24 protein-coding genes and 1 tRNA gene are annotated in these 26535 nt (G+C 72.1%); 14 read left to right on the plus strand and 11 right to left on the minus strand.

Annotated features, from left to right (window positions below; translation table 11 throughout):
- Positions 1-9: 9 nt before the first annotated feature.
- Complete coding sequence (locus ACFYW5_RS21370; protein WP_389418611.1) at positions 10-945, minus strand: acyl-CoA dehydrogenase family protein; 936 nt, start codon at positions 943-945, stop codon at positions 10-12.
- A complete protein-coding gene (locus ACFYW5_RS21375; protein WP_389418612.1) occupies positions 945-2084 on the minus strand; it encodes an acyl-CoA dehydrogenase family protein in 1140 nt (379 codons plus the stop codon). Before ACFYW5_RS21375 ends, ACFYW5_RS21370 begins: the two co-directional genes overlap by 1 nt.
- A 49-nt stretch (positions 2085-2133) precedes the next feature.
- Here ACFYW5_RS21375 and ACFYW5_RS21380 point away from each other — a divergent pair, with 49 nt between their 5' ends.
- From ACFYW5_RS21380 to ACFYW5_RS21390, 3 genes are read left to right on the plus strand one after another with little or no spacing between them, the layout of a single operon-like run.
- Positions 2134-2916 carry an SDR family oxidoreductase gene (locus ACFYW5_RS21380; protein ID WP_389418613.1) on the plus strand — a complete coding sequence of 261 codons (783 nt, stop codon included), beginning with the start codon at positions 2134-2136 and terminating at the stop codon, positions 2914-2916.
- 15 nt (positions 2917-2931) lie between these two features.
- Positions 2932-3546: a TetR/AcrR family transcriptional regulator gene (locus ACFYW5_RS21385; RefSeq protein ID WP_389418614.1), complete on the plus strand. Its 615-nt coding sequence runs from the start codon at positions 2932-2934 to the stop codon at positions 3544-3546.
- Between the two features lie 35 nt (positions 3547-3581).
- On the plus strand, positions 3582-4739 hold the full coding sequence (locus ACFYW5_RS21390; protein ID WP_389418615.1) for an acetyl-CoA C-acetyltransferase: 1158 nt from the start codon (positions 3582-3584) through the stop codon (positions 4737-4739).
- On the opposite strand, the gene ACFYW5_RS21395 is transcribed toward ACFYW5_RS21390, so the two are convergent.
- From ACFYW5_RS21395 to ACFYW5_RS21410, 4 genes are read right to left on the minus strand one after another with little or no spacing between them, the layout of a single operon-like run.
- On the minus strand, positions 4723-5772 hold the full coding sequence (locus ACFYW5_RS21395) for an NAD(P)H-dependent flavin oxidoreductase (RefSeq protein ID WP_389418616.1): 1050 nt from the start codon (positions 5770-5772) through the stop codon (positions 4723-4725). The genes ACFYW5_RS21390 and ACFYW5_RS21395 overlap by 17 nt on opposite strands.
- Positions 5772-6488: a CoA-transferase subunit beta gene (locus tag ACFYW5_RS21400; protein WP_389418617.1), complete on the minus strand. Its 717-nt coding sequence runs from the start codon at positions 6486-6488 to the stop codon at positions 5772-5774. The genes ACFYW5_RS21395 and ACFYW5_RS21400 overlap by 1 nt, the downstream gene beginning before the upstream one ends.
- Entirely contained in the window at positions 6485-7324 is an 840-nt protein-coding gene (locus ACFYW5_RS21405; protein WP_389418618.1) for a CoA transferase subunit A, read from the minus strand. The genes ACFYW5_RS21400 and ACFYW5_RS21405 overlap by 4 nt, the downstream gene beginning before the upstream one ends.
- Positions 7321-8064 (minus strand): enoyl-CoA hydratase family protein, encoded by a 744-nt coding sequence (locus ACFYW5_RS21410; RefSeq protein ID WP_389418619.1) that lies wholly within the window; start codon positions 8062-8064, stop codon positions 7321-7323. Before ACFYW5_RS21410 ends, ACFYW5_RS21405 begins: the two co-directional genes overlap by 4 nt.
- A 53-nt stretch (positions 8065-8117) precedes the next feature.
- Here ACFYW5_RS21410 and ACFYW5_RS21415 point away from each other — a divergent pair, with 53 nt between their 5' ends.
- Both ACFYW5_RS21415 and ACFYW5_RS21420 read left to right on the plus strand, forming a co-directional pair.
- Complete coding sequence (locus ACFYW5_RS21415; RefSeq protein ID WP_389418620.1) at positions 8118-8897, plus strand: SDR family oxidoreductase; 780 nt, start codon at positions 8118-8120, stop codon at positions 8895-8897.
- 57 nt (positions 8898-8954) lie between these two features.
- Complete coding sequence (locus ACFYW5_RS21420) at positions 8955-9860, plus strand: SDR family oxidoreductase (RefSeq protein ID WP_389418621.1); 906 nt, start codon at positions 8955-8957, stop codon at positions 9858-9860.
- 350 nt (positions 9861-10210) lie between these two features.
- On the opposite strand, the gene ACFYW5_RS21425 is transcribed toward ACFYW5_RS21420, so the two are convergent.
- On the minus strand, positions 10211-11092 hold the full coding sequence (locus ACFYW5_RS21425; protein ID WP_389418622.1) for a hypothetical protein: 882 nt from the start codon (positions 11090-11092) through the stop codon (positions 10211-10213).
- A 174-nt stretch (positions 11093-11266) separates the two neighbouring features.
- Here ACFYW5_RS21425 and ACFYW5_RS21430 point away from each other — a divergent pair, with 174 nt between their 5' ends.
- Positions 11267-12055: a S1 family peptidase gene (locus ACFYW5_RS21430; protein WP_389418623.1), complete on the plus strand. Its 789-nt coding sequence runs from the start codon at positions 11267-11269 to the stop codon at positions 12053-12055.
- 60 nt (positions 12056-12115) lie between these two features.
- Here ACFYW5_RS21430 and ACFYW5_RS21435 read toward each other — a convergent pair whose 3' ends face one another.
- On the minus strand, positions 12116-13852 hold the full coding sequence (locus ACFYW5_RS21435; protein WP_389418625.1) for a beta-galactosidase family protein: 1737 nt from the start codon (positions 13850-13852) through the stop codon (positions 12116-12118).
- An 84-nt stretch (positions 13853-13936) separates the two neighbouring features.
- Here ACFYW5_RS21435 and ACFYW5_RS21440 point away from each other — a divergent pair, with 84 nt between their 5' ends.
- From ACFYW5_RS21440 to ACFYW5_RS21465, 6 genes are all read left to right on the plus strand, one after another.
- Complete coding sequence (locus tag ACFYW5_RS21440) at positions 13937-14827, plus strand: helix-turn-helix domain-containing protein (RefSeq protein WP_389418626.1); 891 nt, start codon at positions 13937-13939, stop codon at positions 14825-14827.
- A gap of 11 nt (positions 14828-14838) precedes the next feature.
- Positions 14839-15198 carry a chorismate mutase gene (locus tag ACFYW5_RS21445; protein WP_389418627.1) on the plus strand — a complete coding sequence of 120 codons (360 nt, stop codon included), beginning with the start codon at positions 14839-14841 and terminating at the stop codon, positions 15196-15198.
- Between the two features lie 141 nt (positions 15199-15339).
- Positions 15340-15873: a two-component system response regulator gene (locus ACFYW5_RS21450; RefSeq protein WP_389418628.1), complete on the plus strand. Its 534-nt coding sequence runs from the start codon at positions 15340-15342 to the stop codon at positions 15871-15873.
- Positions 15874-15929: 56 nt separating this feature from the next.
- Complete coding sequence (gene pepN / locus ACFYW5_RS21455) at positions 15930-18413, plus strand: aminopeptidase N (protein WP_389418629.1); 2484 nt, start codon at positions 15930-15932, stop codon at positions 18411-18413.
- A gap of 117 nt (positions 18414-18530) precedes the next feature.
- Positions 18531-19901 carry a pyridoxal phosphate-dependent decarboxylase family protein gene (locus tag ACFYW5_RS21460; RefSeq protein ID WP_389418630.1) on the plus strand — a complete coding sequence of 457 codons (1371 nt, stop codon included), beginning with the start codon at positions 18531-18533 and terminating at the stop codon, positions 19899-19901.
- Complete coding sequence (locus ACFYW5_RS21465; protein ID WP_389418631.1) at positions 19898-21307, plus strand: lysine N(6)-hydroxylase/L-ornithine N(5)-oxygenase family protein; 1410 nt, start codon at positions 19898-19900, stop codon at positions 21305-21307. The genes ACFYW5_RS21460 and ACFYW5_RS21465 overlap by 4 nt, the downstream gene beginning before the upstream one ends.
- Before the next feature lie 18 nt (positions 21308-21325).
- Here the strand turns inward: ACFYW5_RS21465 and ACFYW5_RS21470 are convergent, their stop codons facing one another.
- Positions 21326-23128 carry a bifunctional metallophosphatase/5'-nucleotidase gene (locus tag ACFYW5_RS21470; RefSeq protein ID WP_389418632.1) on the minus strand — a complete coding sequence of 601 codons (1803 nt, stop codon included), beginning with the start codon at positions 23126-23128 and terminating at the stop codon, positions 21326-21328.
- 181 nt (positions 23129-23309) lie between these two features.
- On the opposite strand from ACFYW5_RS21470, the gene ACFYW5_RS21475 reads away from it, so the two are divergent.
- Together ACFYW5_RS21475 and pyk are read left to right on the plus strand one after the other, a co-directional pair.
- Positions 23310-24008 (plus strand): SIMPL domain-containing protein, encoded by a 699-nt coding sequence (locus tag ACFYW5_RS21475; protein WP_389418633.1) that lies wholly within the window; start codon positions 23310-23312, stop codon positions 24006-24008.
- A 135-nt stretch (positions 24009-24143) separates the two neighbouring features.
- Positions 24144-25580, plus strand: a complete 1437-nt coding sequence (gene pyk / locus ACFYW5_RS21480) for a pyruvate kinase (RefSeq protein WP_389418634.1) — start codon at positions 24144-24146, stop codon at positions 25578-25580.
- A 9-nt stretch (positions 25581-25589) separates the two neighbouring features.
- Here the strand turns inward: pyk and ACFYW5_RS21485 are convergent, their stop codons facing one another.
- Positions 25590-26333: a helix-turn-helix domain-containing protein gene (locus tag ACFYW5_RS21485; RefSeq protein ID WP_389418635.1), complete on the minus strand. Its 744-nt coding sequence runs from the start codon at positions 26331-26333 to the stop codon at positions 25590-25592.
- 106 nt (positions 26334-26439) lie between these two features.
- A tRNA-Leu gene (locus tag ACFYW5_RS21490) sits at positions 26440-26512 on the minus strand.
- Between the last annotated feature and the right edge of the window lie 23 nt (positions 26513-26535).

Below are 26535 nucleotides of genomic sequence, written 5' to 3' on the forward strand. Positions count from 1 at the left end.
ACCGGGAGGTCACCGGTGGCGGGCACCCCCACCCAGGACTGCGGCCCGGCACTCGTCCGGGCCGCCCCAGGCGGTGCGCAGGGCGCGGGCCTTGGTCAGCCAGAGCGACAGGTCGCACTCCGCGGTGTAGCCGATCGCGCCGTGCAGCTGGAGGGCGGTACGGGCGGTGGCGTACGCCGCCTCGCAGGCGGTGACCTTGGCGGCGGCGATGTCCTCGGGGGTGCGGGTGAGGGCGGCGCCGAGGACGAGGGGGCGGGCGAACTCCAGGGCGATCTTCGCGTCGGCCAGCCGGTGCTTGACGGCCTGGAACGAGCCGATGGGGGACCCGAACTGGCTGCGCCGCTCGACGTGGGTGACCGTCCGGGCGAGGAGGGCCAGGCCGACGCCGAGGGCCTGGGCGGCGGTGAGGAGACGGGCCAGGGCCAGTGCGCGTCCGGCGGCCGGGGTGGCGGTGAGGAGTTCGCCCGCGGCCAGGGCGGTGAGGCGGCGGGCGGGGTCGATCGACGGGCGGACCGGGCCGTGGCCGGGGCAGCGGAACAGGCCGTCGGGGGTGAGCAGGAGCCGCAGGTCCGCCACGTCCCCGTCCAGGGCGTACGGGCCCCCGCAGGCCACCGTAGCCATGATCTCGCCGGAGACGAGCCGCTCGGGCTCCGGGAGCAGCGCGGCGGCCGTGACGGTCTCGACGAGCGGGCCGGGCACAGCGTGCCGGCCCAGCTCCACGAAGGCGAGGGCGAGCTCGACCGGGCGCAGACCGAAGCCGTCCTGTTCCGGCGGCACGGCGAGTGCGAACACCCCGGCCCCGGCGATACGGCCCCACAGCGCCCGCCCGCGCGCGTGCTCGCCCCGGCTCCAGTCCCGTACGACGGCCGCAGTGTCCGCCGCGCCCAGCATCGCGTCCAGGGAGGAGGTGAACGCCCGCTGCTCGGCGTCGGGCAGAAAGCGCATCAGCGGCGTCCCTTCGGCAGGCCCAGCAGGCGTTCGGCGATGATGTCCCGCTGTATCTCGTTCGTCCCGGCGTAGATCGGTCCCGCGAGGGCGAAGACATAGCGCTCGGCCCACTCCGTGTCCGCCAGCTCGCCCTCCTCGCCCAGGAGATCGAGCGCCGTCTCGTGCAGGGCGATGTCGTACTCCGACCAGAACACCTTGTTCAGGCTGGACTCGGGGCCGGTCCGCTCGCCGTCGAGGCAGCGGGAGGCGGCCGCGTAGGTGAAGAGCTGGTAGGCGCGGGCGCCGATGAGGGCGTCGGCGACGCCTCTTCTCGCGGTCTCCGGTTCGCCTCGCGCCCGCCACAGACGGTGGAGGCGCTCCGCGCTCGCGAGGAACCGCCCCGGCGAACGCAGCTTCAGCCCCCGTTCGTCGCCCGCCGTGGACATCGCGATCCGCCAGCCCTGCCCCGGCTCGCCGATCACGTCCTCGTCCGGCACGAACACCTCGTCCAGGAACAGCTCGGCGAAGGCCGGTCTGCCGTCCAGCCGGCGGATCGGGCGGACCGTGACACCGGGCGCGCGCAGGCCGAACATCAGGTAGGTCAGCCCCTGATGGGGTTTCGGTGCCTTTGGATCGCTGCGGAACAGGCCGAACGCGCGGTCCGCGAAGGCCGCCCGGGACGACCAGGTCTTCTGGCCGGACAGCAGCCAGCCGCCCGCCACGCGCGTGGCCCTCGACCGCAGGGACGCCAGATCCGAGCCCGCCTCCGGCTCCGACCACGCCTGCGCCCAGACCACCTCGCCGGACGCCATCGGCGGCAGCACCCGCGCCCGCTGCTCCGCCGTACCGAAGTCGAAGAGCGTCGGCGCGAGCAGGCTGATGCCGTTCTGCGTCACCCGGCCCGGCGCGCCGGACGCGTAGTACTCCTCCTCGAACAGCAGCCACTGGACGAGGGAGGCGCCCCGGCCGCCGTACTCCGCGGGCCAGTCGACCACCGACCAGCGGGCCCCGGCCAGTTCGGCCTCCCAGGCGCGATGCGCCGCGAAGCCCTCCTCGGTCTCCAGGGACGGCAGCGGCTCGGCCGGCACCCGCGAGCGCAGCCAGGCCCGGGCCTCCGCGCGCAGAGCGGTCTCCTCCTCGGTGAACGCGAGATCCATCGGCCGCCACTCCTTCCCTAACAAGTGTTTGGTAGGTTAGCGTGCCCCTATGACAGGCGTCGAGAGCCCGGCGTACGTCCCCGGGCACGGGCTGCTGACGGGCCGTACCGCCGTCGTCACGGCGGCCGCGGGCGCGGGCATCGGCGCGGCGACCGCGCGCCGGTTCCTGGAGGAGGGGGCGCGGGTGCTCCTCAGCGACGCGCACGTCCGGCGGCTGACGGAGCACGAGGCCCGGCTGGGGCGGGAGTTCCCGGGGGCGGTGACGGCCGTCGCCTGTGATGTCACCGACGAGACCCAGGTGACGGCCCTGTTCGACACCGCCGTCCAGGAGCACGGGCGGCTGGACGTGGTGGTCAACAACGCCGGGCTCGGCGGGACGTCGGCCCTCGTCGACATGACCGACGAGCAGTGGTCGCGGGTCCTCGACGTCACCCTCGGCGGCACCTTCCGCTGCGTCCGGGCCGCCCTGCGCCGGATGCGGGAGACCGGCGGGGTGATCGTCAACAACGCCTCCGTGCTGGGCTGGCGCGCGCAGGCCGGGCAGGCGCACTACGCCGCCGCGAAGGCCGGCGTCATGGCGCTGACCCGGTGCGCCGCGCTGGAGGCGGCCGCCTACGGGGTGCGCGTCAACGCCGTCGCCCCGAGTCTCGCCATGCATCCGCACCTGGCCAAGGTGACCTCGCCGGAACTGCTGGCGGAGCTCACCGCGCGCGAGGCCTTCGGGCGTCACGCCGAACCCTGGGAGGTGGCCAACGCGATCGTCTTCCTGGCGTCCGGCTACTCCTCGTACCTGACCGGAGAGGTCGTCTCCGTCAGCAGCCAGCACGCCTAGGACGAGAATGGATCCGTGCCGACCAAGAAGAAGCCCCAGGTGACCGCCGCCGCACCCGCCCGGCGCCGTGAACTCCTCGACACCGCCGCCGAGGTCTTCGCCGAGCAGGGCTACAACGCCACCACCGTACGCAAGATCGCGGACCACGCGGGCATGCTCGCGGGCAGCCTCTACTACCACTTCGACTCCAAGGAGTCGATGCTGGAGGAGATCCTGCGCACCTTCCTCGACGAGCTGTGGGACGGCTACGACACCGTCCTCGGCGCTGATCTGGGGCCGCGGGAGACCCTCGAAGCGCTGGTCACCGAGTCGTTCCGGGAGATCGACCGGCACCGCGCCGCCGTCGCGATCTACCAGAAGGAGAGCAGGCAGCTGGTGGCGCAGGAGCGGTTCGCGTTCCTCGCCGAGTCCCAGCGCCGGTTCGAGAAGGCGTGGCTGTCCACGCTGGAGCGCGGGGTCGCGGCCGAGGTGTTCCGGGCCGACCTCGACGTCCGGCTCACCTACCGGTTCGTGCGGGACACGGTGTGGGTCGCCGCGTCCTGGTACCGGCCCGGCGGACACCACAGCCCGGAGGAGATCGCCCGGCAGTACCTGTCGATGGTGCTGGACGGGATCGCCGTACGCACGTAACCCGTTGGGAAGTCCGGGAAGTCTGGGGAGTCGTCATGGCCGAGGCATACATCGTCGAAGCGGTCCGTACGCCCGTGGGGCGGCGCGGGGGAGGGCTCGGCCGGGTGCATCCGGCCGACCTCGGGGCGCGGGTGCTGACGGAACTGGTGGCGCGTACGGGCGTCGATCCGGCGGCCGTCGAGGATGTCGTCTTCGGATGCCTGGACGCCGTGGGGCCGCAGGCCGGGGACATCGCGCGGACCTGCTGGCTGGCGGCCGGGCTGCCCGAGGAGGTGCCCGGGGTGACCGTCGACCGGCAGTGCGGATCCTCCCAGCAGGCCGTGCACTTCGCCGCCCAGGCCGTGCTCTCCGGCACCCAGGAGCTGGTCGTGGCCGGCGGGGTGCAGAACATGTCGATGATCCCGATCGCGTACGCCACCCGGCAGGCCGCCGAGCCGCTCGGGCTGACCCAGGGCCCCTTCGCGGGCAGCGAGGGCTGGCAGGCGCGGTACGGCTCGAAGCCGGTGAACCAGTTCGCCGGCGCCGAGATGATCGCCGCGAAGTGGGGCATCAGCCGGCGTACCCAGGAGGAGTTCGCGCTGCGCTCCCACGAGCGGGCGGTGCGGGCGATCGACGAGGGGCGCTTCGACCGGGAACTGGTGGCCTACGGCGATGTCGTGGCCGACGAGGGGCCGCGCCGGGACACCTCGCTGGAGAAGATGGCCGCGCTGCGGCCGGTCCTGGACGGCGGCACGATCACCGCCGCCTGCTCCTCGCAGGTCTCCGACGGCGCGGCGGCCCTGCTGCTCGCCTCCGAGCGGGCGGTGCGCGAGCACGGGCTCACGCCCCGCGCGCGCGTGCACCATCTCTCGGTGCGCGGCGAGGACCCCATCCGGATGCTCACGGCGCCCATACCGGCCACCGCGCACGCCCTGAAGAAGACCGGCCTGACCATCGACGCGATCGACCTCGTCGAGATCAACGAGGCGTTCGCGCCGGTCGTCCTGGCCTGGCTGAAGGAGACCGGCGCGGACCCCGACCGGGTCAACGTCAACGGCGGCGCCATCGCCCTCGGCCACCCCCTGGGCGCCACGGGCGCCCGCCTGATGACCACCCTCCTCCACGAACTGGAGCGCACCGGTGGCCGGTTCGGCCTCCAGACCATGTGCGAGGGCGGGGGCCAGGCGAACGTGACGGTCATCGAGCGGCTGTGACCCGCCTCATGGTGTGCGCCGCCTCCGTCATGATGCGGTCCACCAGTTCCGCGCACGAGGGCAGGTCGTCGATGACTCCGGTGACCTGGCCCGACGCCATCACCCCGAGGTCCGTGCGGCCGTCCACCATCGATGCCCTGAGCAGCATCGGCGTGTTCGCGGCGAGCAGCACCTGGCTCCAGGTCAGGTCCTTGCCCCGCTTCAGGGCGCGCCCGTCCTGGATCATCCGGCGCCAGGACAGCCCCGACAGCCGCCGGAACCCCGCGGCCCGCCGTACGGCCTGGAACAGGGCCCTGGCCCGGCCGGAGCGCTCCAGCGACTCGACGAGGTCGGTACGGAGCATGCGGTGCGGCAGGCCGTCGACGGCTGTGGTGACGGTGACGTCCCGGACCGTCGCCGCCAGATACCGCGCCTTCACCGCGTCCGGGACCGTCGAGTCGGAGGTCAGCAGGAAGCGCGTGCCCATGGCGACGCCCGCCGCGCCGTAGGCCAGCGCGGCGACCAGGCCCCGCCCGTCGAAGAACCCGCCCGCCGCCACCACCGGGATCCGCACCGCATCCACCACCTGCGGCAACAGCACCGTCGTGGCCACCTCGCCGGTGTGCCCGCCGCCCTCGCCGCCCTGCACGATCACCGCGTCCGCGCCCCAGCCCGCGACCTTCTCGGCATGCCGTCGCGCGCCGACGGTCGGGATCACCAGCACGCCCGCCTCCTTCAGCCCGGCGATCAGCCCGGGGGAGGGGGCGAGGGCGAAGGAGGCGACCCGGACGCCCTCGTCGATGATCACCTGGACGCGGTCGGCGGCGTCCGAGGCGTCCGCGCGCAGATTGACGCCGAAGGGCGCGTCCGTACGGGACTTGACCTCGCGGACGGCCTCGCGCAGCCGGTCGACGCTCATCGTGGCGGAGGCCAGGATCCCGAGCGCGCCCGCCTCGGCGGTGGCGGAGACCAGCCGGGGCCCGGCCACCCATCCCATCCCGGTCTGCACGAGCGGATGCCGGACCCCGACGAGCCGGGTGAGCGCGGTCTCCATCAGCGGTCCACCTCCCGCGCGCGGGTGTCCTCCGGGTCGATCTCCTCGCGGATCAGCCGCAGTTCGCCGGGAGACGGATCACGGGTGTACGGCACCTCGTCCGGGACCGTCAGCGTGAAGCCGGTCGCCTCCCGGACCTCCTCGACGGTGACGCCGGGGTGCAGCGAGGCCAGCCGCATCGAGTGGTCGGGGGTGGCGAAGTCGAAGACGCCGAGGTCGGAGACGACCCGCGGGACGCGGTGGTGGCGGGCGCCGGCGGCACGGTCGTAGCCCACTCCGCACACCATGTCGACGCGCTCGACGAAGACCCGCCGCGAGTGGCGCGGGATCCAGTAACTGGTGGGGTTGTTCAGCGTGTTGACCGGCGCCCCGCGCACCCCGAGGAGCTGCCGCGCGGGCCTGGCCCAGTCCCCGATGCAGGAGATGTTCTGGTTGCCGAACCGGTCGATCTGGCTCGCGCCCATCATCACGTGCCGCCGCCCCCCGGTGACCTGGGCGAGGTGCTGTCGGTACGGCAGCCAGCCCTCGACGGTGCCGTCCGGGCGGACGAGCATCGCCTCGCCGTCGGTGATCAGCAGGTCCGGGGAGAACGTCAGCCGGGCGAGACGGGCGCCTACTGAGGGGATCAGGCCCATGGGGCTCGCCAGGATCTCCCCCGCCCCGCGCCAGGCCTCGGCGCAGGCGATGACGCAGTACTCGGCCCGGGTGGCGGTCATGCCGTCCTCCCCTCCTCTAGGTACCGCTCGGCGAACTCCGGCCAGGGCGTGGTCGCGTACTCCCGCTGTACGGCCTCGTCGCGGCCGTAGTCGGGGGCGCAGGAGGTGAAGTGGGCGCCGCCGGGGGCCTCGATCACGCCGGTGACGGTGTGCCGTGCGATCAGCAGGGTCTGGGGCGCGGCCTCCTTCGTCAGCTCGGCGGTGTCGACGATCCGCTCGCAGGAGACGTACGCGGTGTCCGCCGCCGTGCAGAAGAGGTCGTCGAAGTACGGGTCGGGGCCCAGGTACTGGCCGTTGCCCCACCGGTCGGCGCGGTTGACGTGGACGAGGGCGGCGTCGAGCCGCAGCGCGGGCATGGCGACGAAGGTCTCGCCGTCCTCGTACGGCGAAGTCACCGTGCGCAGACCCGGGTTGACCCGCATGACGTCCGAGCCGAGTCCGGCGCGCACCGGGAGGAAGGGCATCCGGTGGGCGGCGGCGCGCAGGCCCCACAGGAACATCGCCTCGTCGACCTCGGTGAGTTCGAGGGTGCCGTGTTCGCGGGCGGCGCGGTAGTGGGGTTCGAGGGGGATGGAGTCGAGGGTGACGAAGGGGGCGACGAGCCTGCGGACGCGTCCGGCGGCGGCGAGCATGCCGACGTCGGGGCCGCCGCAGGAGACGATCGTGAGAGCGGTGATCTCGGTGCGGAGCAGCGCTCTGACCAGGGCCATCGGTTTGCGGCGGGAGCCCCAGCCGCCGATGCCGAGGGTCATGCCGTCGGACAGCCGGGAGACGGCCTCGTCGGCGGTCATGGTCTTGTCGGCCGGTGTCCTGTCGGTCAGTGGCCTGTCGGTCATGCGGGCGCCTCCCCGAAGGTGTCCCGGATCCGGTCCCCGACGCCGCTCACGCTCGCCTCGTAGGTGAAGCCCTGCTCGAAGCGGTAGCTGCGGCGGACGTCGACGGGGTCGATGCCGTTGAGGGCCGCTTTGGCGAGACGGAGCAGCTCGCCGTCCTTGGCGGCGATGTCCCCGGCCAACTCCAGGGCCGCGCAGAGGAGTTCCGTGCGGGGGACCACCCGCCACACCGAGCCGTGGGCGTGCAGCTCGGTCGCGGTGGCCGTGCGGGAGGTGAAGTACAGCGCCCGCATGAGGTGTTGGGGCACGAGCCGGGCCAGATGGGTGGCGGCGCCCAGCGCGCCCCGGTCCAGTTCGGGGAGGCCGAAGGTGGCGTCCTCGCTCGCGACGATCACGTCCGCGTTGCCGGCCAGACCGATGCCGCCACCGAGACAGAAGCCCTGCACCGCCGCCACCACGGGGACCTCGCACTCGTACACGGCCGAAAAGGCCTCGTAGCAGCCGCGGTTGGCGCCGATGAGCGCGGTCCGGCCGTGGGCCTGGATCTCCTTGATGTCCACGCCCGCGTTGAAGCCCCGCCCCGCGGCGGCCAGCACCACGCACCGCACCTGCGGGTCGCGGCCCGCCGTGCGGACGGCGTCGGCGAGAGCCAACCAGCCGGTCGCCGGGAGGGCGTTGACGGGCGGGTGGTCGACCGTGACGACGCGGATCCCCTTTTCCGGGGACGAGGTGGAGACACTCATGGGCGCATCAGCTACCTTCCACCTAACGTTTGTTAGGTGGAAGGTAGCAGCGGATGGAGCTGAACGGGAAGCTCGCCGTCGTGACGGGCGGTACGCGCGGCGTCGGCGCCGGGATCGCCCGGGCCTTCGTGGCGGCGGGGGCGGAGGTGGTCGCGGCCGCGCGCCGGGCGCCGGAAGTGCCCTGTGAGGGAGTGGAGTTCAGGCCCCTGGACGTACGGGACCCCGCATCGGTGCGTCGGTTCTTCGACGGGCTGCCCCGGCTCGACGTCCTGGTGAACAACGCGGGCGGCACCCCGTACCGGCTGCTGACCGAGGCGGACGCGGAGCGGCACGCGCGCGTGCTGGAGCTGAACCTGACCGCCCCGCTGACGGTCTCGCTCGCCGCGTACGGCCTGCTGCGGAGGGCCCGCGGGAGCGTGGTGATGATCGGCAGCGTCAGCGGCGGGCGGCCCTCGCCGGGTTCGGCGGCGTACGGAGCGGCCAAGGCGGGCCTGGAGAGCCTGGCCCGCTCGATGGCGGTGGAGTGGGCGCCGGAGGTCCGGGTCAACACGCTGGTGGTCGGGATGGTCCGCACCGAACTGACGCATCTGCACTACGGCGGTGCGCGGGGCGTCGCGGCGGTGTCGAGGACGGTCCCGCTGGGCCGGCTGGCCGAGCCGGCGGACGTGGGCGCGGCGGCGGTCTTCCTCGCCTCGGACGCGGCGGCGTATGTCACCGGGGCGGCGCTGCAGGTGCATGGGGGTGGGGAGCGGCCGGGTTTTCTGGATGCGGCGATGAGGGGGCACGGTGCTGATGGCGGTGCGGGGGACTGTCGAGAGGGAGGCGTGGGATGAGCGGAGAGTGCGGATCGTTGCCGTCGGCGCGGGCAACTGCCCGCAAGGGGCGCTGAGATGGCCGGACTCTGCGACGGGCGGGTCGTCGTCGTCACCGGCGCCGGGCGGGGCCTCGGCCGGGCCCACGCGCTCGCCTTCGCGGCGGAGGGGGCGCGGGTGGTCGTCAACGACCTCGGCGTCAGCCTCGACGGCACACCGGATCCCGAGGGCCCGGCGGGGCGGGTCGTCGAGGAGATCCGCTCGGCGGGCGGCGAGGCGGTGGCGCACGGCGGCGACATAGCGACGACGGAAGGGGCCGCCTCGCTGATCCGGACGGCCCTGGACACGTACGGCCGCCTGGACACCCTGGTCAACAACGCCGGGTTCCTGCGGGACCGGATGCTGGTGAACCTCGGCGAGGAGGAGTGGGACGCGGTGGTGCGCGTCCACCTCAAGGGCCACTTCCTGCCGCTGAGACACGCGGCGGCGCACTGGCGGGCGGAGGCCAAGGCGGGGCGCACTCCGACGGCGAGGATCGTCAACACCAGCAGCGGGGCGGGTCTGTCGGGGGCCGTGGGGCAGGGCAACTACAGCGCGGCGAAGGCCGGGATCCTGGCGCTCACGCTGGTGGCGGCCGCCGAACTCGGCCGCTACGGCGTCCAGGTCAACGCCATCGCCCCGGCCGCCCGCACGAGGATGACGGAACGCACCTTCGCCGACACCATGGCGGCCCCCGCATCGGGCTTCGACGCGATGGCCCCGGAGAACGTCTCCCCCCTCGTCGTCTGGCTCGGCTCGGCCGCGAGCGCGGGAGTGACAGGTCGCGTCTTCGAGGCGGAGGCCGGCCGCATCACGGTGATGGAGGGCTGGCGGAGAGGCCCGACCGCGGACAAGAGGGCCCGCTGGGACGCACGGGAGGCGGGGGAGGCGGCGGTGAAACTACTGGGGGAGGCGGAGCCGCCGGGGGCGGTGTACGGGGGGTAGGGCGGCCCCGCGGCCAACCGGCGATTGGTCGCCACGGTTCCGCGGCCGACCGGCCACCCAGGAGGGACCCGCAGCCGACCGGCGATCGGGCACCACGGACCCGCGGCCAAACCGCGACCGGTCACGATGGGCCGCAGCCAAACGGCCACTGGCCTCCACGGGCCCGCGGCCACCGACCACCGTCCAGGAGGGCCCGCGTCCGACCGGGCCACGGCTACCACGGCCCCGCGACCGACCGGCGAAGGGCCTCCACGGCCCCGCGACCGACCAGCCACCGGTCACGACAGGCCCGCAGTCGACCCCCAGCCGCCACCACGAACCCCGCCGATCCCCCAGCCGCCGGCCGAGCCCTACGTATCGCACTCCAGCACCGTCCGGCACAGCCCGCACCGTGCCCGCACCCGCCCCCGCACCGGTACCCGGATCCGCTGGTGGCACGTCGGGCAGGGGAAGGACACCCGCAGGCCGCCGCCGTCCGGAGTGAAGGTGTACGGCGTGCCCGGCGCCGGTTCGCCGCCCCCGTGCCGCCGGTCGCGGGCGTACCGGCGCCGCCCCGCCCAGCCCGCCGCCGTCAGCGGGGGCTGCTGCTCGTCGCGGCGGGCCTCCGCCATGCCCTTGCCGTACGCCGTGTACGCCTGCGGACTGGTGAACCACACCGAGGGATCCTCCCCGAAGACCAGCGCCCGCTTGGCCAGGACATAGCCGAACTCCTCCGGCGTCAGATACCCCAGCTTCTGCGACGACGCCCCGTCCTCCCGGTACGCGTCCAGCAGCAGCCACCCCGCGCCCAGGTACGTCGTCGCGGTGTCCGTGAGGATCTCGTTGTCCCGTGTACCGGGGAACGACAGATCCAGCCGGTGCAGGTACACATGCATGATCTCGTGGGCCAGCGCCGCCCCGATGTCCCGCCGATGCGTCCGGAACCGGTCGTTCAGCTCCACGAAGTACTCGGGCCCCGCGGCGAGTTCGACGTTCGCCGCATGTGTCATCTCGCGGAAGCTCACGATGATCCGGGCGTCCGGCAGCCGGTAGTGCCGCATCAGTTCGCGGGCCACCCGCTGGGTGCCCAGATAGAGGTCGTCGGTGTCGCAGAACGCCACGTCCGCCGGGGCCACACTGCTCGCGAACGTCTGGACGGTGTCGTACGACAACCGCTTGTACAGCGCGGTGATCGCCGCCCGCACCGTCTGAAGGTGTGGGTAGCCGTGCTCGACCGGTCCGCCGTTCGCCACGTCCGAACCCCCAAGACGCCTGAACCCGATTCCACTCTACGGGGAGGTGAGGGATATTTCCCCGCTCGGGTTCCCTTCCCGGTACGTGAGATCCGTCCTTGTCATGCCCCCTCCTTGATCTTCATACTGCGGGCCGCCCAACCCCCCACGAAAGGACATGCGTTGACCCATAACATGCCCACGAGAAGCGGCGGCCTGACGCTGGTCAAGCGAGCCGTGGCGCTCGGTGCCGTGACCCTCGCCGTCGCCTCCCTGCAGCCCCTGAGCACCGCCCAGGCCGCGGACACCCGCGTCGTAGGAGGAACGCCCGCGGCGCAGAACGAGTTCCCCTTCATGGTCCACCTCTCGATGGGCTGCGGCGGGGCGCTCTACAAGAAGGACATCGTCCTGACCGCCGCCCACTGCATGGACGGCTCCGGCAACAACAACCGCATCACCGTCACCGCCGGTGTCAGCGACCTCAACTCCTCCTCGGCCATCAAGGTCAAGTCGACCAAGGTCAAGGTGGCCCCGGGCTACGACGGCACCGGCAAGGACTGGGCGCTGATCAAGCTCGCCAAGCCGATCGACAAGCCCACGCTGAAGATCGCCACCACCGACCGCTACAACCGCGGCATGTTCACGATCGCCGGCTGGGGCGACACCCAGGAAGGCGCGGGCACCGGCACCACCAAGATGCAGAAGGCCACGGTGCCGTTCGTCGCCGACCGCGTGTGCAAGCGCCACTACGGCAACCGGCTGGTCGCGAAGGAGGAGCTCTGCGCCGGCTGGACGCGCGGCAGCGTCGACACCTGCCAGGGCGACTCCGGCGGCCCGATGTTCCGCAAGGACGACGCCGGCAAGTGGATCCAGGTCGGCATCGTCAGCTGGGGCGACGGCTGCGCCCGCGCCGGGGTGCCCGGCGTCTACACCCAGGTGAACACGTTCGCCGCCGACATAGCCCGGGCCGCGTCGGCCCTGTAGGGACGCGGCCACGAGCACGGCGTGAGCCGCGCGCCCTCACCGTCAGGGAGGGCGCGCGGCTCACACGCCCCGCAGGGCGGGCGCCTGCGCCGACGCGCTCTCGAACTCCAGCACCCGCACCTCGTTCTCCCCCTCGCGCAGCACGGGACCCGGCACGAACAGCGCCTCCTGCGGTCCCGCCGACCAGTACCGGCCGAGGTTGCAGCCGTTCACCCACACGAACCCCCGGGTCCAGCCCGGCAGTTCCAGCAGTGCGTCCCCGGCACCCCGGACGGTCACCGTGCCCCGGTACAGCCCCGGCGCCCCCGTCCCGTCGAGCTCCCGGAACGGCACGGCCGACACCTCGTCCAGGTCGTCGAGCCGCAGCCCACGCGCGCGTACGTCGTGCAGATACTGCCGCTCGTGCAGAATCCCCCCGGTGATCCCCTTGGCCTCCCCGCAGCGCGGCCCGTAGTTGACCCGCCCCAGCGACTCCACCCACAGCTCCACGCGCGCGTGCCCGCCGACCGGCTCCGGGAGCCGTTCGTCCTCCTCGGTGAGGACCCCGGCCCGCTGCCCGTCGACGTACACCACCGCGATGTCCCGCAGCCCGCGCGCGATCAGCGGATACGGCTGCCGCGGCCCCGGCACGCGCACCTCGTAGCGCACCAGCCCCCGGTCCACGTCCAGTTCCTCGAACGTCGGCGGGACGGGTCCGGACACCTCCGCACCGCCCCGCGCCTCCAGTACGGCGTCCAGGGGCGCCCAGCCGGTCAGGCGGGCCCCCGCCGCGGCGGCGAGCCGGGCGGGCGGGGGAGGGGGCTCGGGGAGCGGGCCCTCGGCGTACTCGGCGAGGACCTCGCGGAAGGCCCAGAACTTGGCCGTGGGCCGCCCGGCCTCGTCGATCGGGGCGTCGTAGTCGTAGCTCGTCACGTCAGGCTCCAGCGGCCCGTCGTGCAGCTCGCCGCCGCCCCGGTTGGCGCCCGCCCAGCCCGCGAAGCTGGTGCCGCCGTGCGCCATGTACAGGTTGACCGAGGCCCCGCACTCCAGGATCTCCCGCAGCACCGAGGCTGCGTCCCGCGGATCCCGGACGACGTGCTCGGCGCCCCAGTGGTCGAACCAGCCGCACCAGAACTCCATGCACATCAGCGGACCCTCCGGCCGGTGCCGGCGCAGGGCCTGGAACGCCTCCCGCGCGTGGGAGCCGAAGTTCACCGTGGCCAGGACGCCCGGCACCGAGCCCCCGCTCAGCATGTGGTCCTCCGGGCCGTCCGAGGTGAACAGCGGGACCGTCACCCCCTGCGCGCGCAGCAGCTCGGCCAGCCACGCCGGATAGGCGGCGTCCGAGCCGTAGCTGCCGTACTCGTTCTCCACCTGCACCATGATCACCGGGCCGCCGCGGTCCACCTGGCGGGTCACGACCTCGGGCAGCAGCCGCCCGAACCAGTCCCGCACCGGACGCAGGAAACGCTCGTCACGCGTGCGTGCGTGACCGGGCACCCAGTGCGGCAGCCCGCCGTTCTCCCACTCGGCGCAGATGTACGGGCCCGGCCGCACGATCGCCCACAGCCCCGCCTCCCGGGCCGCGTCCAGGAAGCGGCCGAGCGCGGCCACGTCCCGGAACTCGCCGGTCCGAGGCTCGTGCAGGTTCCAGGGCACGTACGTCTCGACGCAGTTGAGGCCCATCGCCCGCAGCATCGCCAGCCGGTGGCCCCACTGCTCCTCGTGCACCCGGAAGTAGTGCAGCGCGCCGGACAGCAGCCGCACCGGTCGCCCGTCCAGCAGAAAATCGGTGTCCCCCACCGCGAAGTCGTTCATGCCGCCACCCTCACCCCTGGCGGCGACCGGATCCATGGACAAAGATCGGCGCTGGTTGGACGGAAGAGAACGCGGGAGAGCACGATGTACCACACCTGGATGCGTTTCTTCACGCCCGGCCCCGTCCATCACCGCCTCGGACTGGTCTGCCTCGGCGTCGGCCTCCAGTACGGCGCCCTGCCCACCGTCGGCCCGCGCACCCTGGACCACCATGTCGCCGTCGTCATCAGCGCCGGCCGCGGCTGGTACGAGGGCCCCGACGGCCGCCGTACCACCGTCACCGCGCCCGCGCTGCTGTGGCTCACCCCCGGCGTCCCGCACCACTACGGCCCCGACCCCGCCACCGGCTGGGACGAGGGGTTCGTCGACTTCACCGGGCCCGCGACCGCCACGTACACCGAACTCGGCTGCATCGAACCGGACCGCCCGGTGGTGCCCCTCGCGGACGCCGCGGGCCCGCGCGGGGTCATCGCCCGGATCGCGCGTGCCGCCCGCCGCGACAACCCGCTGCTGGAGGTCGAGACCGCGGCCGCCGTCCACGAGCTCCTCGTCGCCCTGCGCCGCGCCCGCGCCGACCTCGCCCCCGACGGCGACCAGGTCCTCCGGGCGCTCGCCCGGGACGCCTGCACCCCGATGACGGTCGCCGAGCACGCCGCCCGGCACGGCATGACCCTGACCGGACTGCGCGCCGCCGTCCGCCGCGGCGCCGGATGCAGCCCCAAGGACTATCTGCTCGGCATCCGCCTGGGCCGCGCCAAGGAACTCCTCGCAGCCACCGACCTGCCCGTCGCGGCCGTCGCCCGGCGCGTCGGATACGACGATCCGGCCTATTTCTCCCGGCTGTTCACCCGCCGCGTCGGCATGCCCCCCGTCCGCTTCCGCGCCCAGCAGGGCCGTACCGTCCCCGGCGGCTGGAGCGACCGGGTTCCGGATCCGGACGATCCACCCATGATCGAAGGGCCCGGGGCTTTGTAGGGTGGTCGCCCATGACCACCAGCAACACCGGAACCGGTGACGTCGACCCCGCCGTCCGCGCGGAGCTCGCCCGCCTGCGCGACAGCATCGACAACATCGACGCGGCCGTCGTCCACATGCTCGCCGAGCGCTTCAAGTGCACCCAGCAGGTCGGCCATCTCAAGGCCGCCCACCAGCTGCCGCCCGCCGACCCGGCCCGCGAGGCCCGGCAGATCGCCCGGCTGCGCACGCTCGCCGAGAACGCCAAGCTCGACCCGGCCTTCGCCGAGAAGTTCCTGACCTTCATCATCGCCGAGGTGATCAGGCACCACGAGAACATCGCCGGGACCACCGAGAACACCGTCGACAGCGCTGCGCCGACGGCGAACTGACCCTCTCCCCGGGCGACGGGGAGGTGACAGGGCCGCCCGCACGGGGCATGCTGCGCTGTGCACTCGTTGTCAGTCGGCGGGCACGCCCCGTCAGCGTCATGGACACACGCTGGTGGTCCCATGCGGGAGGGACGTCGGACCATGCCGTCGGATGCCAAGATCCTCATCGTCGACGACCATGAGGACACGCTGTACGCGCTGGAGAGCGCCCTGGCCCCGCTGGGCTACCAGCTCAGCCGCGCCACCTCCGGCGACGACGCGCTCAAACAGGTGCTGCGCGGGCAGATCGGGCTGCTCCTGCTGGATGTGCGCATGCCCGGCGTCAGCGGCCTGGACGTGGTGCGCTATCTGCGCCGCCTCGAACAGACACAGCACATTCCGGTCATATTATTGACGGGCTTCGGCCCGGACCAGGAACTGACGTCGATCGCCTTCGGACTGGGCGTCGCCGACCTGGTGATGAAACCCATCGACCCCTGGGCGTTACGCACCAAGGTCCGCTACCTCTACGACGCCTACCGCCGCCACCGCGCCCTGGAGCAGGAGGTCCGCGAACTGCGCGCGCTGGTCAAGGACCAGGCCGACACCGGCGCACCCGTCCTGCCCCACCCCGACTCCCGGGTCCCGCCGCAGCGTGACGTCTCCGGCGCCCGACCGGCGCAGGACCGGACATAGGCCGCGTACCGATCCGCCTCTGTGCCTTGCCGATGGCATCAGGCAGCATGGCCTGCATGTCCGTACTGACGCGCGACGAAGCGCAGACCCGTGCCCAGCTCCTCGACGTCCGCCGCTACACCATCGAACTCGATCTGACCACGGGCGACGAGACCTTCGACTCCGTCACCGTCATCGGCTTCGCCACGCGCGCCGACGCGGACACCTTCGTCGAGGTCAAGCCCGCGGAACTGCGCTCGGTCACGCTCGACGGACAGCCGCTGGACCCGCAGACCCTGGACGGCAACCGGCTGCCCCTGAAGCACCTCACCGCCGGAGAGCACGAACTGCGCGTCGAGGCCGCCATGCGCTACTCCCGCACCGGCGAGGGCATGCACCGCTTCACCGACCCCACCGACGGCGAGACCTACGTCTACACCCAGCTGTTCATGGACGACGTGCAGCGCGTCTTCGCCGCCTTCGACCAGCCCGACCTCAAGTCCGTCTTCGAGCTCTCCGTCAAGGCCCCCGAGGGCTGGACCGTCCTCGCCAACGGCCGCACCGAGCACACCGACGGCGTCTGGCGGGCCGCGCCGACCCCGCTGATCTCCACCTACCTCGTCGCCGTCGCCGCCGGACCCTGGCACTCGGTCACCACCGAGCACCGCGGACTGCCCTTCGGCCTCCACTGCCGCCGCTCGCTCGCCCCCCACCTCGACGCGGACGCCGACGAACTCCTCGACATCACCAAGCAGTGCTACGACCGCTACCACGAGAAGTTCACCGAGCCCTACCCCTTCGACTCCTACGACCAGGCGTTCGTCCCCGAGTTCAACGCCGGCGCCATGGAGAACCCGGGCCTGGTCACCTTCCGCGACGAGTTCGTCTACCGCTCCGCCGTCACCGACACCGAGCGCCAGACCCGCGCCATGGTCATCGCCCACGAGATGGCCCACATGTGGTTCGGCGACCTCGTCACCCTGCGCTGGTGGGACGACATCTGGCTGAACGAGTCCTTCGCCGAGTACATGGGCTACCAGACCCTCACCGAGGCGACCCGTTTCACCGACACCTGGACCGACTTCGGAGTCGTCCGCAAGGGCTGGGGCTACGACGCCGACCAGCGCCCCTCCACCCACCCCGTCGCCCCCGAGGCCGTCGACGACACCGCCTCCGCACTGCTCAACTTCGACGGCATCTCCTACGCCAAGGGCGCCTCCGCACTGCGCCAGCTGGTCGCCTGGCTCGGCGAGAAGGACTTCCTCGCCGGGATCAACACCCACTTCGAACGGCACAAGTTCGCCAACGCCACCCTCGCCGACCTCATCGACTCCCTCGCCGCCCACACCGACCGCGACGTGCACGCCTGGGCCGACGCCTGGCTGCGCACCAGCGGCGTCGACACCCTCACCCCGCGCGTGACGCCCGCCACCGACGGCACCTGCACCGTGCAGGTCGAGCACACCGGCAGCCGCCCGCACCACATCGCCGTCGGCCTCTACGACCTCGACGTAGCCGACGAAGGCCGCCGCCTGCTGCTGCGCGAACGCCTCGACCTCGACATCCCGCAGAGCGAGCCGCGGCCCATCGGCAAGCGCCCCACGCTCCTGCTGCTCAACGACGGCGACCTCTCCTACGCCAAGGTCCGCTTCGACCCCGACTCCTTCGAAGGCGTCCGCACGGCCCTGTCCGGGCTGCCCGAGCCGCTGACCCGCGCGGTCGTCTGGAACGCCCTCAGGGACGCCGTCCGCGACGGTGAACTCCCGGCCGCCGCCTACCTGGAGACCGCCCGCACCCACCTCCCGCACGAGACCGACCTCGCCCTCGCCCAGGGCGTCCTCGGCTTCGCCTCCGTCCAGGTCGCCGACCGCTACCTCGCCCCCGAGGAACGCCCCGCCGCCCTGGCCTCCCTCGCCTCCCTGTGCCGCGACCTCATCCGCCGCACCGAGGACGGCGACCACCCCGGCCTGCGCCTGATCGCCGTACGCCACTACATCGACGTCACCGCGCACCCCGAGCCCATCGCGGCCTGGCTCGCCGACGGCACCGTGCCCGGCGGCCCCGAACTCGACCCCGAACTGCGCTGGCGCATCCTGTCCCGGCTCGCCGTCCTCGGCGCCGCCGACGAGAACGCCATCGCCGCCGAGCTGGAGCGCGACCCGAGCGCCACCGGCCAGGAGGGCGCCGCCCGCTGCCGCGCGGCCCTGCCCGACGCGCAAGCCAAGGCACGCGCGTGGGACGCCATGTTCGCCACCGACGACCTCTCCAACTACCTGTTCACCGCCACCGCCCAGGGCTTCTGGCAGCCCGAACAGGCCGATCTGGTCCGGGAGTACGTGCCGCGCTACTACCGGGACGCGGTCGCCGTCGCCGCCCGCCGCGGCCCCGCCATCGCCGACGTCGTCGGCCGCTGGGCGTTCCCCGTGTACGCCGTGGACGGGGAGACGCTGAGCCTGGGCGAGGCCTGTCTGCGCGAGGCGGACCCGATCCCGGCGCTGCGCCGCAAGCTGGTGGATCAACTGGACGACCTGGCCAGGGCGTTGCGGGTGCGGCAGAGCTAGCGGCCCACGGGCGGGTCCGGCTCCGGCACGTCTTCCCGGCCCGGAAGTACCCCCTTTCGGGTTCCGAACCCCGGGCTTTTCGGACACGTCGCCGCAGGGGCGTACAAGCTGGTCCCCATGAGCATGCCGCCCCTCGCCTCCGGACCCGAAGGCCCGCCCGCCCTCGGCCCGTTGCTCGACACCGTCCTCGACGCGCTGCGGGACGGCACCCGGGCCCGCGGCGGCCCGCTGCCCACGGGCGGCCCGGAGGCGGTGGCGGCCCGGGTCCGGGAGGCCGTGGGCGACCCGCTCCCGGAGGAGGGCGACCCGGGGGCCCTGTACGCCCTGGTGCGGGCGGTGGCGGAAGGCTCGGCCGACCCGGCGCACCCGCTGTGCGCGGCCCACCTGCACTGCCCGCCCCTGGCGGTGGCCACCGCGGCCGACCTGGCCGCGAGCGCCCTCAACCCGTCCCTGGACTCCTGGGACCAGGCCCCGGCGGCATCCGCGCTGGAAGCCCTGGTGACCAGGGCACTCGCCGCACTGGTCGCGGGCCCGGGCGGCGCCCCCGCAGACGCCCTGGTCACCACCGGCGGCACCGAGTCCAACCAGCTCGCCCTCCTCCTCGCCCGCGAAGCGCGCCGCGGAATCCGGCTGGTCCACGGCGCCAACGCCCACCACTCCCTCCCGCGCGCCGCCTGGCTGCTCGGCCTCCCCGAACCCGTCGTCGTCCCCGCCCCCGCCGGCACCCTCGACCCCGCCGCCCTGGACGAGACCCTCGCCCGCCTCCCGGGACCGCACCTCGTGGCCGCCACCGCGGGCACCACCGACGCCGGCCTCATCGACCCCCTCCCCGAGATCGCCGCCCTGTGCGCCCGCCACCACGCCCGCCTCCACATCGACGCGGCCTACGGCGGCGGACTGCTGTTCAGTGACCGGCACCGGCACAAGCTGCGCGGCCTGGACGCCGCCGACACCGTCACCCTCGATCTGCACAAGCTCGGCTGGCAGCCGGTCGCCGCCGGACTCCTCACCGTCCGCGCCCCGCACGACCTCACCGCCCTGCACCAGCACGCCGACTACCTCAACGCCGACGACGACACCGAGGCCGGTCTCCCCGACCTCCTCGCCCGCTCCCCGCGCACCACGCGCCGCCCCGACATCCTGAAGATCGCGGTCACCCTCAAGACCCTCGGCCGCACCGGACTGGGCCGACTGGTCGACCAAGTCTGCGACAGAGCAACCGAGTTCGCGGACCTCGTCGAACGGCACCCCGGCTTCCAGCTCTACGGACGCCCCACCCTCAGCACGGTCGCCTTCCGGCCCCGCACCGCCCCCGACGACACCGTCGCCGCCCTACGCCGCGACCTCCTCACCGACGGCCGCGCGGTCATCGGCCGGGCCCGCCTCGACGGCCGGCTGTGGCTGAAGGTCACCCTCCTCAACCCCCGCACCAGCCAAGGCGACCTGGCCGCCCTGCTGAACCTCGTGGAAGGAATCACCCCCCGATGAGCCCCACCTCCGACACACCCCGCGACCTGGTCGGCATCGGCATCGGCCCGTTCAACCTCTCCCTCGCCGCCCTCGCCCACCCGCTCGCCGAACTCGACGCCGTCTTCTACGAACAGCGCCCCGCCTTCACCTGGCACCCCGGCCTGCTCATCGAGGGCGCCACCATCCAGGTCCCCTTCCTCGCCGACCTGGTGACCCTCGTCGACCCCGCCAGTCCCTGGACCTTCCTCAACTACCTCAAGAGCCGCGACCGGCTCTTCCCCTTCTACTTCGCCGAGCGCTTCCACATCCAGCGCGCCGAGTACGACGCCTACTGCCGCTGGGTGTCGCAGAACCTGCCCGCCCTGCACTTCGGCCACCAGGTCGACGCCGTCCGCTTCAACCCCGAACGGGACGTGTTCGAGGTCGACTTCACCCAGCTCGACGCCGACGGCGAGGCCGAGGCACTGGGCCGCACGTACACCCGGAACATCGTCCTCGGCATCGGCACCGAACCGTACGTCCCCGACCCGCTCAAACCCCTCGTCGACGCCCCCGGCGTGCCCGTCCACCACGCCGCCGACTACCTCGACCACCGCGCCGAACTGCTCGCCGCCGAACACATCACCGTGGTCGGCTCCGGCCAGTCCGGCGCCGAGATCTTCCTCGACCTGCTGCGCGCCCGCCCCGCGGGCCGCGAGCGGCTGCACTGGATCGGCCGCAGCGCGGCCTTCGCCCCCATGGAGTACTCCAAGCTCGGCCTGGAGCACTTCACGCCCGACTACACCCGCTACTTCCACGCGCTCGGCGAACCCGCCCGCGACCGGCTCCTCACCTCGCAATGGCAGCTCCACCGGGGCATCGACGCCGGCACCCTCGCCGCCATCCACGACGAGCTCTACCGCCGCACGCTGGACGGCGGCTGGCCCGACACCGTGCTCACCCCGGGCGTGCGGGTGCGCACCGCGGGCCGGATCGCCACCACCAAGATCGAACTGCACCTGGAACACACCGAGCAGCACACCCGCGACCGCCTCACCACCGACGCCGTCGTCCTCGCCACCGGCTACCGTGAACGCCCCCTCGACCGCATCCTCGCCGGACTCGACCCCTACCTGCGCCGCGACAGTCGCGAACGCCCGCGCGCGGACCAGCAGTTCCGGCTCGTGCTCGACCCCTCCGTCACCGGCTCCGGCTGCAACATCTACGTCCAGAACGCCGAACGCCACACCCACGGCATCGGCACCCCCGACCTCGGCCTCGCCGCCTGGCGCAGCGCGACCGTCCTCAACTCCCTGACCGGCAAAGAGCCCTACCCCCTGCCCGGCCGCACCGCCTTCACCACCTTCGGCCTGGACACACAGCAGCCCCAGATCCCCTCCGCACGCCGACAGCAGGCACTGACGCCGCTGCGGGACGGGATCTGAGGCCGCATCACACCAGGATCAGAACACCGGCGTGCCGTCCCGCGTGAGCCTCCAGTCCACCGACGCGAAGTCCTTCGGGTCCAGCACCCCCTTCGCCGTCACCCACTCGGCGATCCGGGTGCGGATCTCCGTCGACTCCGACCACAGCTCCGGCGCCGAGGCCACATGCGGGAACGCGCCGCCGCCATTGGCCCGGTAGTTGTTCACCGCGAACACGAACCGCTGCGCGTCGTCCAGCGCCGCACCGCCGTAGGTCAGGTTCCTGATCCGCGACCCGGCCGGCTGGGCGATGTCGATGTCGTACGACAGCCCCGACACGTAGTCGTAGTTGTAGTCCGGGCGGTTGTTCGCGTTGGTCAGCTTGTCGACCTCCACGGCCGCACCCGCCGCCGTCCGCACGAAGTACTCCGCCGAGTACTCCAGGTACGCCTTGAGCTGCGCGCCCGTCATCACCTTGGCGACCAGCGTGTTGTCGTACACGTACAGGCTCGACAGGTCCCGGATGGTCACCTGGCCCGCCGGGATCGCCGAGGTGCGGGAGAACGGCGACGCCTGCGCGAGCACCGGCAGCGAGGCGTGCTCGGTGCCCGCCAGCGCGGCCCTGACCACGTCCTCCTGCACCTTGGTGATCAGGTCGATGATCGGGGCGTCCCGGTAGCGGGCGTCCACCGTGGTCAGCGTCTCGGTGGCGGTGCCGACGACCTGATTGACGTATGCCACCACCTTGTCGTGCTCGTCGTCGAGCAGCCGGGTGATCTCCGGGTCGTCGGCGACCGTCCGGGAGTCCCGCACGCTCGCCGCGACCGACTCGACCGTCCAGCGGCCCTTGTCGAGGACCAGCTCGATGTCGAACAGCGACAGCCGCTGCGCGTAGCACAGCGGCTCCGACAGGATCACCGTCCTGCCGGTCTGCTCGTTCGTCACCTTCAACTCGACGATCTCCGTGTGCGCGTGACCCACCAGGATCGCGTCGATGCCCGGCACCTTCTGGGCGACCAGCGCGGCCGAGTTCTCGATGTACGGCAGCTGGTCACCGTAGGACGAGGTGCCCGAGGAGCCGGAGTGCGCCGAGACGACCACCACGTCCGCGCCCATCGAGCGCAGCTTCGGCACCCACTTCGCCGCCTGCTCCTCCAGACCGGGGAAGGTCATCCGGCCCTGCACATAAGCCTTGTCCCAGATCGCGATGCCCGGGTTGGTCAGCCCCAGCACCGCCACCTTGACCGGCGGGGCGCCCTTCACCCGGAACGTCTTCATGAAGTACGGCGGGAAGGCGGGCTTGAGGGTCTTGGCGTCCAGCGCGTTGGCGCCGAGCAGCGGGAAGTCGCACTGCTCCTCGAACTTGCGCAGCGTCTCGATGCCGTAGTTGAACTCGTGGTTGCCCAGCGCCACCGCGTCGTACCCGATCGCGTTCATCGCCTGCGCCATCGGGTGCACCGGACCGCCCTCGGCGGTGATCGGCTCGACCTTGGCGTAGTAGTACGTCAGCGGGGTGCCCTGGATGGTGTCGCCGGCGTCCAGCAGCAGCGTGTTGCGGCGGCCCTTCTCCGCACGCACCTGCTCCACCAGGGTGGCGATCCGGGCCAGGCCCTTCGCGTTGCCCTTGGCGTCGGTGTACTCCGCGTCCTTGAAGTAGTCCCAGTTGAAGATGTTGCCGTGCAGATCGGTCGTGCCCATCACCGTCAGCGCGTACCGCTTGGCGGGCCGGGGCCCCTTCCTCTCCTCGGCGGCCCCGGCCGCGGGCGCCGCCGCACCGGCCAGCGCGACCCCCGCTCCGGTCACGGCCGACTTCTTCAGGAACTTCCGACGGTTCAGGGGCATGTCTCGGTTCTCCTCGGGATGGTCCATGACGCGCGTAGATCCCGGGCGTGAAAGCGGACCGACGCGCGTAGATTCTGTCCCGGACATGGCGACCCACAACAGGTCCGCGAGATTGCGATCTGATGACCCGGGCTGTGAGGCAGCTGTCCGCACCCGGCCAAGCGGTGACACAGTGGGGCGTATGACCACCCCCACCGCCCTGCCCTACGGCACCCCCGACGCCCCCCGCATCGCCGTACGCGGCGAAGCCCACCTCGAAGTCGACCCCGAGATCGGCCGGATCGGCATCACCGTCGCCTCCCGGGGCCGGGACCGCCGCACCGCCCTGGAGGACCTCACCCGCCGCAACGCCACCGCCCTGGACCTGGTCAAGTCCTACGGCGACGCGGTGGAACGGCTGGAGAGCGGCGCCTTCTCCGTCCGGCCCGAGCTGACCAAGCACGGCCGCGGCGAACGCGTCCGCACCTACCACGGCACCGTCCATCTCACCGCCGAACTTACCGACTTCACCGCGCTGGGAGAACTCGCCACCCGCCTCGCCGACCTCGAACTCACCCGCGTCGACGGCCCCTGGTGGGACCTGCGCCCCGACTCACCCGCCCACCGCCGGGCCCGCGAACAGGCCGTCCGCGAGGCGGTCCAACGGGCCCGCGAATACGCCGAGGCGCTCGGCACCTCACTCGCGGCACTGGTGGAACTCGCCGACATCGGCGCCGAGGACGGCGGACCCCGCCCGATGGCCGCCGCCGGACGAATGCGGTCCATGGCCTTCGCGGAGGCCGCCGAGGACACCGTGGCCGCCCTCGACCTGGAACCCCAGCGCCAGCACGTCCACGCCGAGGTCAACGCCCGGTTCACCATGCGACCGCCGGCGCTGTGAGCAATTCCCGGGAATTCGCTCATCAGAGCGCCCCGTCGCACAATTCAACACTTGTCAATAGCCCTTCACGAAAAGGTTGTTGAGTAGTCATGCGGGACCAATTCGCTACCCGTCGGTAAGCAATAGGCTCGAAACATGCGCCGAGCGAAGATCGTTTGTACTCTGGGGCCCGCCACCGACTCGTACGACCAGATCAAGGAACTGGTCGAGGCCGGAATGGACGTCGCCCGCTTCAACCTCAGCCACGGCGGATACGCCGAACACGAGGAGCGCTACCACCGCGTACGCAAGGCCTCCGACGAGACCGGCCGCAGCGTCGGCCTGCTCGCCGACCTTCAAGGCCCGAAGATCCGCCTCGGCCGCTTCACCGAAGGACCCGTACTCCTTGAACGCGGCGACACCTTCACCATCACCGTGGAAGCCGGCGCCCAGGGCGACCGCGAACACTGCGGCACCACCTACACCGGCCTGGCCGCCGACGTCACCCCCGGCGAACGCATCCTCGTCGACGACGGCAAGGTCTGCCTGGAGGTCACCGCCGTCGACGGCCCCCGCGTCCGCACCACGGTGATCGAAGGCGGCATGGTCTCCGACAACAAAGGCCTCAACCTGCCCGGCGTCGCCGTCTCCGTCCCCGCACTCTCCGAGAAGGACGAGGCCGACCTCCGCTGGGCGCTGCGCACCGGCTTCGACGTCATCGCCCTGTCCTTCGTCCGCTCCGGCCGCGACATCGAGGACGTCCACCGCATCATGGACGAGGAGGGCCGCCGCCTCCCCGTCATCGCCAAGGTCGAGAAGCCGCAGGCCGTCGAAGCCATCGACGACATCGTCGCCGCCTTCGACGGCATCATGGTCGCCCGCGGCGACCTCGGCGTCGAAATGCCCCTCGAACAGGTCCCGATCGTCCAGAAGCGCGCCATCAAACTGGCCAAGCGCAACGCCAAGCCGGTCATCGTTGCCACCCAGATGCTCGACTCGATGATCGACAACTCCCGCCCGACCCGCGCGGAAGCCTCCGACGTGGCCAACGCCGTCATCGACGGCACGGACGCCGTGATGCTCTCCGGCGAGACGAGCGTCGGCAAATACCCCATCGGAACCGTCCGCACCATGGCGAAGATCGTCGAAGCGGCCGAGGAAGACCTCCTCGCCAAGGGCCTGCCGCCACTGACGGACCGCAACAAGCCCCGCACCCAGGGCGGAGCGGTCGCCCGCGCGGCAGCCGAGATGGGCGACTTCCTCGGCGCCAAGTACCTCGTCGCCTTCACCCAGTCCGGCGACACCGCCCGCCGCCTCAGCCGCTACCGCTCCCCGATCCCGCTGCTCGCCTTCACCCCGGAACAGGCCACGCGCTCGCAGCTGAACCTGACGTGGGGCGTGGAGACCTTCCTCGGCCCCCACGTCGAATCCACCGACGCGATGGTCGAGCAGGTGGACGAGCTGCTCCTGAAGTACGGCCGCTGCCAGAAGGGCGACACGGTCGTCATCACGGCGGGCTCGCCCCCCGGGGTCTCAGGCTCCACGAACCTGGTCCGCGTCCACCACATCGGCGAGGACGACAGCCCCAAGTAGCGCCGCTGTTCAGTGCTTGGGCCCTACGTGGGTGTCCATGAGGGCTACGGAGGCTTTGCGGGCGACGGAGATGTTGCGGCTGTTCGCATAGCGCCATTCGACGCCGACACGATCCAGGGCCTCGGTGAAGAGGCGGATGATGTCGGTCGACAGGTTGGTGAAGAAGTACCGGGGGTATTCGTAGCGCTTCCGCTCACCTTGGACGAGGCGGGTCGTCCAGTTCGTGATGCGGCAGCCATCGGAGTGGATGAGGCCGCGGATGAACTCCCAGGGGTGGGCCTCCACAATCTCCTGCTGCCAGGGGGCGAGGGCGATGGTGCGCTCGTGCTTCTTTCCGGGGCCGTGCTGCGGGAAGAGGTGGGGCCAGTGCCGGTAGTAGCTGGTCACCATGGCGTAGCCCTGCTGCTGAAGGGTGTAGACGCCGATGCCGGGACGTACGTCGGAGATGGCCTCGCGGCACTGGTGCATGAGTCCTGGCCACGCGTCGGCGCACGCGATGCGGAGGTAGTACCCGCTGCGCGGGTGGGCGCTGATGCAGCCGTCGCCGAGATAGAGGCCCAGCAGGTAGGCGTACGCGCTCTCATCCGCGGGTGGTTCGGGCTCCGGAACCGTCATCCGGGGAAGGGGCTCAAGGCGGTGTTGCCAGGAGCGGATTGCGGCTCGGGAAATACCCGTCTCGTGGCTGACCGAATTCAGGCTGCGCCCCTGGGCGACCAGCGTGAGGGACCGCTTACGTGTGCTGATGTCGTACATACGAACAGCCTGTGAGGGGGAGCGCGGCGGCGTGCAGCAAAAAGCGGATGTTCACGAGAACGTGGACATCCGCTTTCTTTCGGCGACCTTGGAATCCAAGGAAAAGTGCCCCGAGTCGGATTCGAACCGACGCTGTATGGGTTTTGAATCCATGGCCTCTACCGCTGGGCTACCGGGGCCCCTTCAATGTGAAGGTCAGCAG

Origin of the sequence: Streptomyces sp. NPDC002779, assembly GCF_042888685.1 — a bacterium.
Classification (GTDB): domain Bacteria; phylum Actinomycetota; class Actinomycetes; order Streptomycetales; family Streptomycetaceae; genus Streptomyces.

Excerpts from the sequence above, each read along its gene's own strand:
- ACFYW5_RS21370 (WP_389418611.1), bottom strand. The coding sequence starts at position 945 with ATGCGCTTTCTGCCCGACGCCGAGCAGCGGGCGTTCACCTCCTCCCTG.
- ACFYW5_RS21375 (WP_389418612.1), bottom strand. The coding sequence starts at position 2,084 with ATGGATCTCGCGTTCACCGAGGAGGAGACCGCTCTGCGCGCGGAGGCC.
- ACFYW5_RS21380 (WP_389418613.1), top strand. The coding sequence starts at position 2,134 with ATGACAGGCGTCGAGAGCCCGGCGTACGTCCCCGGGCACGGGCTGCTG.
- ACFYW5_RS21390 (WP_389418615.1), top strand. The coding sequence starts at position 3,582 with ATGGCCGAGGCATACATCGTCGAAGCGGTCCGTACGCCCGTGGGGCGG.
- ACFYW5_RS21395 (WP_389418616.1), bottom strand. The coding sequence starts at position 5,772 with ATGGAGACCGCGCTCACCCGGCTCGTCGGGGTCCGGCATCCGCTCGTG.
- ACFYW5_RS21400 (WP_389418617.1), bottom strand. The coding sequence starts at position 6,488 with ATGACCGCCACCCGGGCCGAGTACTGCGTCATCGCCTGCGCCGAGGCC.
- ACFYW5_RS21405 (WP_389418618.1), bottom strand. The coding sequence starts at position 7,324 with ATGACCGACAGGCCACTGACCGACAGGACACCGGCCGACAAGACCATG.
- ACFYW5_RS21410 (WP_389418619.1), bottom strand. The coding sequence starts at position 8,064 with ATGAGTGTCTCCACCTCGTCCCCGGAAAAGGGGATCCGCGTCGTCACG.
- ACFYW5_RS21415 (WP_389418620.1), top strand. The coding sequence starts at position 8,118 with ATGGAGCTGAACGGGAAGCTCGCCGTCGTGACGGGCGGTACGCGCGGC.
- ACFYW5_RS21420 (WP_389418621.1), top strand. The coding sequence starts at position 8,955 with ATGGCCGGACTCTGCGACGGGCGGGTCGTCGTCGTCACCGGCGCCGGG.
- ACFYW5_RS21430 (WP_389418623.1), top strand. The coding sequence starts at position 11,267 with ATGCCCACGAGAAGCGGCGGCCTGACGCTGGTCAAGCGAGCCGTGGCG.
- ACFYW5_RS21435 (WP_389418625.1), bottom strand. The coding sequence starts at position 13,852 with ATGAACGACTTCGCGGTGGGGGACACCGATTTTCTGCTGGACGGGCGA.
- ACFYW5_RS21440 (WP_389418626.1), top strand. The coding sequence starts at position 13,937 with ATGTACCACACCTGGATGCGTTTCTTCACGCCCGGCCCCGTCCATCAC.
- ACFYW5_RS21445 (WP_389418627.1), top strand. The coding sequence starts at position 14,839 with ATGACCACCAGCAACACCGGAACCGGTGACGTCGACCCCGCCGTCCGC.
- ACFYW5_RS21450 (WP_389418628.1), top strand. The coding sequence starts at position 15,340 with ATGCCGTCGGATGCCAAGATCCTCATCGTCGACGACCATGAGGACACG.
- pepN (WP_389418629.1), top strand. The coding sequence starts at position 15,930 with ATGTCCGTACTGACGCGCGACGAAGCGCAGACCCGTGCCCAGCTCCTC.
- ACFYW5_RS21460 (WP_389418630.1), top strand. The coding sequence starts at position 18,531 with ATGAGCATGCCGCCCCTCGCCTCCGGACCCGAAGGCCCGCCCGCCCTC.
- ACFYW5_RS21465 (WP_389418631.1), top strand. The coding sequence starts at position 19,898 with ATGAGCCCCACCTCCGACACACCCCGCGACCTGGTCGGCATCGGCATC.
- ACFYW5_RS21470 (WP_389418632.1), bottom strand. The coding sequence starts at position 23,128 with ATGCCCCTGAACCGTCGGAAGTTCCTGAAGAAGTCGGCCGTGACCGGA.
- ACFYW5_RS21475 (WP_389418633.1), top strand. The coding sequence starts at position 23,310 with ATGACCACCCCCACCGCCCTGCCCTACGGCACCCCCGACGCCCCCCGC.
- pyk (WP_389418634.1), top strand. The coding sequence starts at position 24,144 with ATGCGCCGAGCGAAGATCGTTTGTACTCTGGGGCCCGCCACCGACTCG.
- ACFYW5_RS21485 (WP_389418635.1), bottom strand. The coding sequence starts at position 26,333 with ATGTACGACATCAGCACACGTAAGCGGTCCCTCACGCTGGTCGCCCAG.